The organism is Xanthomonas sp. SHU 308 (assembly GCF_000364645.1).
Lineage (GTDB): Bacteria > Pseudomonadota > Gammaproteobacteria > Xanthomonadales > Xanthomonadaceae > Xanthomonas_A > Xanthomonas_A sontii.
In genome coordinates, this window is record NZ_AQOK01000051.1 from 1 (window position 1) to 5,702 (window position 5,702).

General features: G+C 71.0%; 6 protein-coding genes. 2 read left to right on the forward strand and 4 right to left on the reverse strand.

Annotated features, from left to right (window positions below; all coding sequences use genetic code 11):
* Window positions 1-100: 100 nt before the first annotated feature.
* Window positions 101-442 (forward strand): hypothetical protein, encoded by a 342-nt coding sequence (locus tag D588_RS23820; protein WP_017914850.1) that lies wholly within the window; start codon window positions 101-103, stop codon window positions 440-442.
* Between the two features lie 244 nt (window positions 443-686).
* Here D588_RS23820 and D588_RS0102520 read toward each other — a convergent pair whose 3' ends face one another.
* Window positions 687-1,460, reverse strand: coding sequence for an SDR family oxidoreductase (locus D588_RS0102520; RefSeq protein ID WP_017914851.1), 774 nt, complete (start codon window positions 1,458-1,460; stop codon window positions 687-689).
* Window positions 1,461-1,547: 87 nt separating this feature from the next.
* On the opposite strand from D588_RS0102520, the gene D588_RS0102525 reads away from it, so the two are divergent.
* Window positions 1,548-1,754: a hypothetical protein gene (locus tag D588_RS0102525; RefSeq protein WP_017914852.1), complete on the forward strand. Its 207-nt coding sequence runs from the start codon at window positions 1,548-1,550 to the stop codon at window positions 1,752-1,754.
* An 82-nt stretch (window positions 1,755-1,836) separates the two neighbouring features.
* Here the strand turns inward: D588_RS0102525 and sppA are convergent, their stop codons facing one another.
* The 3 genes from sppA to D588_RS23825 form a co-directional block, all read right to left on the reverse strand.
* Entirely contained in the window at window positions 1,837-3,735 is a 1,899-nt protein-coding gene (gene sppA, locus D588_RS0102530; RefSeq protein ID WP_017911991.1) for a signal peptide peptidase SppA, read from the reverse strand.
* Between the two features lie 76 nt (window positions 3,736-3,811).
* On the reverse strand, window positions 3,812-5,182 hold the full coding sequence (locus D588_RS0102535) for an MATE family efflux transporter (RefSeq protein WP_017911990.1): 1,371 nt from the start codon (window positions 5,180-5,182) through the stop codon (window positions 3,812-3,814).
* Between the two features lie 160 nt (window positions 5,183-5,342).
* Window positions 5,343-5,702: hypothetical protein (locus D588_RS23825; RefSeq protein WP_017914853.1), on the reverse strand; the 360-nt coding region annotated here is incomplete at its 5' end.

Here is a 5,702-nt window from a genome sequence, read left to right on the forward strand (position 1 = left end):
GCCATCGCCGCCGCCCGCACGCGCCACGACCGCCGCGTCCACCACCGCGCCTGCTGACACGCCCGCCGTGGCAGACGCAGCCGCCGCGCCGCCGCCACCAATGCTGCCGCCCCCGCCGCTGTACACCTGCAGCACCCGCGAACAGGCGTCCTACATCGGAGAGGTCGCCGAACCGCCGCCGCGGTGCGTGCCGCTGCCCACGACGGACCTGGATGGCGGCCCCAACCAGGCCGGCGGCAGCGCCTGCGAAGTGCTGCGCGACCAGTGCCAGCCGCTGCCCGCCGAGCAGCTATGCGATGCCTGGAAGAACTATGTGGCCGAGGCCGAAACACACTGGCGTTTCGCCGTGCCCGACCATGCCGAGGCACTGCGCACGGAGTTCGAACGCCGCCAGCACCTGCTCGAGGCCAGCAACTGCGGCGCAGAACAGCCAGCGCCGTAATCCATCTCGCTCCCGCGTGGGGTGCGCCTGGTTGAGTAGGAGCGGCTTCAGCCGCGACCGAGCGTTACCGGGAAAGCCTGGTCGCGGCTGAAGCTGCTCCTACGGATTACCCCGCAACCGATCCACCGCAGTAAGCGCGCACCCACCTTGTGGGAGGGACTTCAGTCCCGACGACATACGCCCGGGGCCTGGCTGCACTGCGCCTTTCGGCCGGCGCCCGGCGCACGCGGCCGCCGCACAGCCGCTAGAACCCGTAACGCAAAAAGCCCCCATCCACCGCGATGCATTCGCCGGTGATGTAGCTGGCCGCCGGCAGGCACAGGAAGCCGACCGCCGCTGCCACTTCCTCCGGTTCGCCGATACGGCGCATCGGCGTGCGCTCGATCACCTGCTCGTAGTAGTCCGGGTCTGACAACGGGCCGGAAGTGCGGCGGGTGCGGATGTACCAAGGCGCCACCGCATTGACCCGGATCCCGTCCTCGGCCCATTCGGCGGCGAGGTTGCGGGTGAGCTGGTGCAGCGCCGCCTTGGTCATGCCGTAGGGCGCGCCGCTGCGCACGTGGGTCAGCCCGGACACGCTGCCGACGTTGACGATCGCCGAGGCCGCATGCTGCGCCAGCAGCGGATGCGCGTAGCGCGACAGTTCGAACGCGGAGAACAGGTTGGTCTCGAAGATGCCGCGCCATTCGTCCTCGGTGTAGTCCACCGCGGCCTTGCTGACGTTGCCGCCGGCGTTGTTGATCAGCAGGTGCAGGCCGTCGGCATGGTCCTCGACCCAGTCCAGGATCTCGCGGCGGTCCTCGTCGTCGGCGACGTCGGCGGCCAGCGCCAGGATCTCGCGCTCGGGAAAGGCCTCGCGCAACTCGTCGCGCGCCGCTTCCAGCGCGTCGAGGTCGCGCGCCACCAGCAGCAGGTCGGCGCCGAACCCGAGCAGTTCGCGCGCGATCGCCAGGCCGATGCCGGCGCTGGCGCCGGTGATCAGCGCGGTCTGTCCGTCCAGCCGCCAACGGTGCTGCATGCGCGTGCCTGTCTGCTCACATGGGAGGCGTAGGATGATACCTCCACCCTCGAGGAGGTCGCCGCCATGTCCGCACCACTGCGCAGGATGACGTTGGCATTGCCACTGCTCGCACTGCTGGCCGCATGCAAGCCGGAGCCGCCGCAACCGCCCGATGCGCCGCCACCGCCGAAGGCCAGCGCATTGCGCAGCGCCATCGCCCAGCCGCTGGATCGCGCCAGGCAGACCCAGGCCACGCTCGACCACGCCGCGGCCGCGCAGAACGCCGCGCTCGACGCCGCCACCGCGCAATGAACAACGCCGGCCACGGGGGCCGGCGTTGCAGGAAGCAGGCGACGCGCTCGCAAGAGCGCGCCGCTGCCGGCGCAGGGCCGGCTTACAGACCGCAGAAGCAGTAGGCCAGCGCCTTCACCGGCGCGCCCGGACGGGTGTCGGCCGCGTCCTTGACGAAGCGCAGCTGGGTGTCCAGTTCCGGCAGGCTGCGCGCCAGCAGGGCGTGGCCCAGCGCCGAGTCGCTCAGCATCCACACGCCCAGGCGGCTGCCGGCGAACCCGCTGACGAACTGCGCGAACGGCGTAGCCGGCTTCTCGACGTAGCGCACCCGGTACTTGTCCGGGCCGCCCAGCTTGGCCCGCGCCGCGGCATCGGCCACCGCGTCCTTGAAGCCGCCGAACGCGTCCACCAGCCCGCGCTCCTTGGCCTGCGCACCGCTCCACACGCGGCCGCGCGCGACCTGGTCGATGGCCTCGACCGACTTGCCGCGCGCCTGCGCGACCTTGCCGGTGAAGTCGGCATAACCTTTGTTGATCACCGACTGGATCAGTTGGCCCACCGCCGGATCCATCGGCCGGGTCATGTCGAAGGCGCCGGCGAAGCGGGTGGTGCCCACGCCGTCGGTGTGCACGCCGATCTTGTCCAGGGTGCGGGTGATGTTGGGGATCATGCCGAAGATGCCGATCGAGCCGGTGATCGTCGACGGGTCGGCGTAGATGCGATCGGCGTTCATGCTGATCCAGTAGCCGCCGGACGCGGCCAGGTCGCCCATCGACACCACCACCGGCTTGCCGGCGGCCTTCAGCGCCACCACCTCGCGGCGGATCTGCTCGGAGGCGAACACTTCGCCGCCGGGCGAATCCACGCGCAGCACCACCGCCTTGACCGCGTCGTCGTCGCGCGCCTGGCGCAGCAGCGCCGCGGTCGACTCGCCGCCGATGCGGCCGGCCGGCTGTTCGCCGCCGCTGATCTCGCCCGCGGCGACCACCACCGCCACCTGCGGCCGCGAATCCACCGGCGAACGGCGCAGGTCCAGCTGCTGCAGGTAGCCGTCCAGGTCGACGTTGCGGTAACCGGTGTCGGCATCGTCGTCGGCGACGCCACGCTTGGCCAGCAGCTGCTCGACGTCCTCGCGGGTCTTCAGGCCGTCCACCAGCTTCTGCTGCAGGGCGAACTTGGCCAGGTCGCCGCCGGCGGCGGCCACGCCTTCGGGCATGGTGTCGATGCCGGCGTTGATCTGCTCAGGCGCCAGCTTGCGCGCCTTGGCGATGTCGGCCACGTAGCGCTGCCACACATCGTTCATCCAGAACAGGTCGGCTTCCTTGGACGCCGCCGAGGCCGCGTCGAGCACGTACGGCTCGGCGGCGGACTTGTATTCGCCGACCTTGAACAGGTGCACGTCCACGCCGAGCTTGTCCTGCAGGCCCTCGCGGAAGTACTGGCGGTAGCGGCCCAGGCCTTCCAGGGTCATCGAGCCCATCGGGTCCAGGTAGACCTCGTTGGCCTGCGCGGCCAGCAGGTACTGCCACTGATTCAGATTGTCGCTGTAGGCGACGATCTGCTTGCCGGAGCTGCGCAGGTCCTGCAGCGCCTTCTCCACCTCGCGCATCGAGGCGAAGCCGCTGGGCTGCAGCTTGTCCAGGCGCAGCGCCACGCGCTCGATCTTGGGATCGGTCTTGGCCGCCTCGATGGCGCGCACCAGGTCGCGCAACTGGATCTCCTGCGCGCCCTTGTCGTTCATCGCCTTGGCCAGCGCGCGGCTGACCGGGTCGGCGCTGAACTGCTCGACCAGCTTGCCTTCCGGCGCGATCAGCAGCGTGGTGCGGTCGCGCAGCGCCTTGCCGCCGTCGCCGCGCGCCATGGCGAACACCATCGCCAGCAGGATCAGCAACAGGAAACCGAAGAACACCAGGTTGAAGATCAACCGGCGGGTGAAGTTCATCACATCCCACAGGCCGACGAAGAAGTTGGCGACGGGGCTGCGACGCACGGGTTGGTTCATGGAAAGCTCCGAAAGGAAGGCGTCTTGCGCCTGCGCAGCATACCGGCTGCGTCAGGCGCCGCACATGCGTCTGAAGTCAGGGGGCCGCCGGCGCGGCCAGCAGCCGCGCGCTGCTCCAGCGGAAGCGCGCGCCCATCATCACCGCGGCCGCGGTCAGACCCAGGATCAGGCCGATCCACATGCCCTGCGGTCCCCAGCCCAGCCACAGGCCGAGGCCGGCGCCCAGCGGCATGCCCAGGCCCCAGTAGGAGCACAGGGCCAGCAACATCGGCACGCGGGTGTCCTTGAGGCCGCGCAGCGCGCCGGCCGACAGCACCTGCACGCCGTCGGGGAACTGGAAGGTGGCCGCGTACAGCAGCAGCGTGGAGGCCAGCGCCGCCACCGCCAGATCGCTGGTGTAGACGCCGACGATGGCGTCGTGGCCGACCAGCAGCACCAGCGCCGACAGCGCCTGGGTGCCGAGCACGATCGCATAGCCGGCCCAGGCCGCGCCGCGCACGCCTACCGCGTCGCCGGCACCGGCGGCGCGGCCGACCCGCACCGTGGTCGCCTCGGCCACGCCCATCGGCACCATGAAGCACAGCTGCGCCACGTTGATCGCGATCTGGTGCGCCGCCGCCGGCACCTCGCCGAGCCGCGCGATCAGCAGCGCGGTGACGATGAACAGGCCGCCTTCCATCAGGATGGTCACGCCGATCGGCAGCCCGGTCTTGAGCAACCCGACGATCGCGCGCAGGTCCGGCGCCTCGAACCGCGCGAACAGGCGCAACGGCGCAAAGCGCCTGGACCGCGCCAGGTAGATGGCGAAGCACAGCGCCTGCGCCCACATCATGATCGCCGAGGCCATGCCCAGGCCGCCGGCGCCGTGCTCGCGCAGGCCCCACAGGCCGAAGGTCAGCGCATAGCCGAGCGGCGCCAGCAGCAGCAGGCCGCCGAAGCCGAGCAGCATGGTCGGCAAGGTCCAGTGCATGCCTTCGCTGAGGTAGCGCATGCAGAAGTACAGCACCAGCGCCGGCACGCCCCAACGGATCGCAAGCAGGAAGTCGCGCGCGCCGGGCACGATCTCCGGGGCGATGCCCAGTTGCGGCAGCGCCATCGGCATCACGCTGAGGAACGCGAACATCAGCAGGCCCAGGCCCAGCGACAGCCACAGCGCCTGGCGGAACAGCGGCCCGATCTGCGCATGGCGCTTGGCGCCGTCGAGCTGCGACACCGAGGCGGTCAGGGCGATCAGGGTACCGATCGGGATCATCATCGGCAGCCACAGCAGCGCGGTGCCGACCGTCACCGAGGCGAGCGTGCGGGTGCCGTGGTGGCCGGCGATCACGTTGTCGACGAAGCTGATCAGGCCGGTGGAGACGTGCCCCAGGACCAGCGGCAGGGCGAGCTGCGCGGTGGTGCGCAGTTCGCGGCCCCGGACCGAGGCCGGGGTGGAAGACGAAAACATTGCAAGACTCTGGCGATCCCGCCGACTGCGGCCGCGCAGACAGCGCCGGCACCGGGTGGCGGAGGCCGGGCATTCTACCCGCTGCGGCGGATGACTGCAGGAGGAGCCCGGACCCGGGGCTCGGGACCGGGTGCACGCAACGCCAGGCGCCGCGCGCAGTTCAGCGCGCGGCGCGCTGCTTCAGCCAGGCACCACGGCTGTCGGCGCCCTGCGCCAGCAGGTCGCGGCGCAAGGCGGCACGGTCCTGCGGCGGGGTGCGTTGCGACAGCAGCGCCAGATGCTCGCGCTGGTCCGCCGGCAGGCCGCGCAACAGGCCCAGCAGTGCCTGCCGCTGCGCCTCCGGCACGTAGCCCAGCAGCGGCTGCAGCGCCCAGAACTCGGCGCCCAGTTCCGGGCCGAGCAACCAGCCGTGGCGCTCCAGGGCGTCCATCTCGGCGAACTGCGCATGCAGGCTGTGCTGCTGCTCGATCGGCAGGCCGGCGAAGGCCGTGGCGACCTGGCGCAGCCGCGCCTGCGCCGC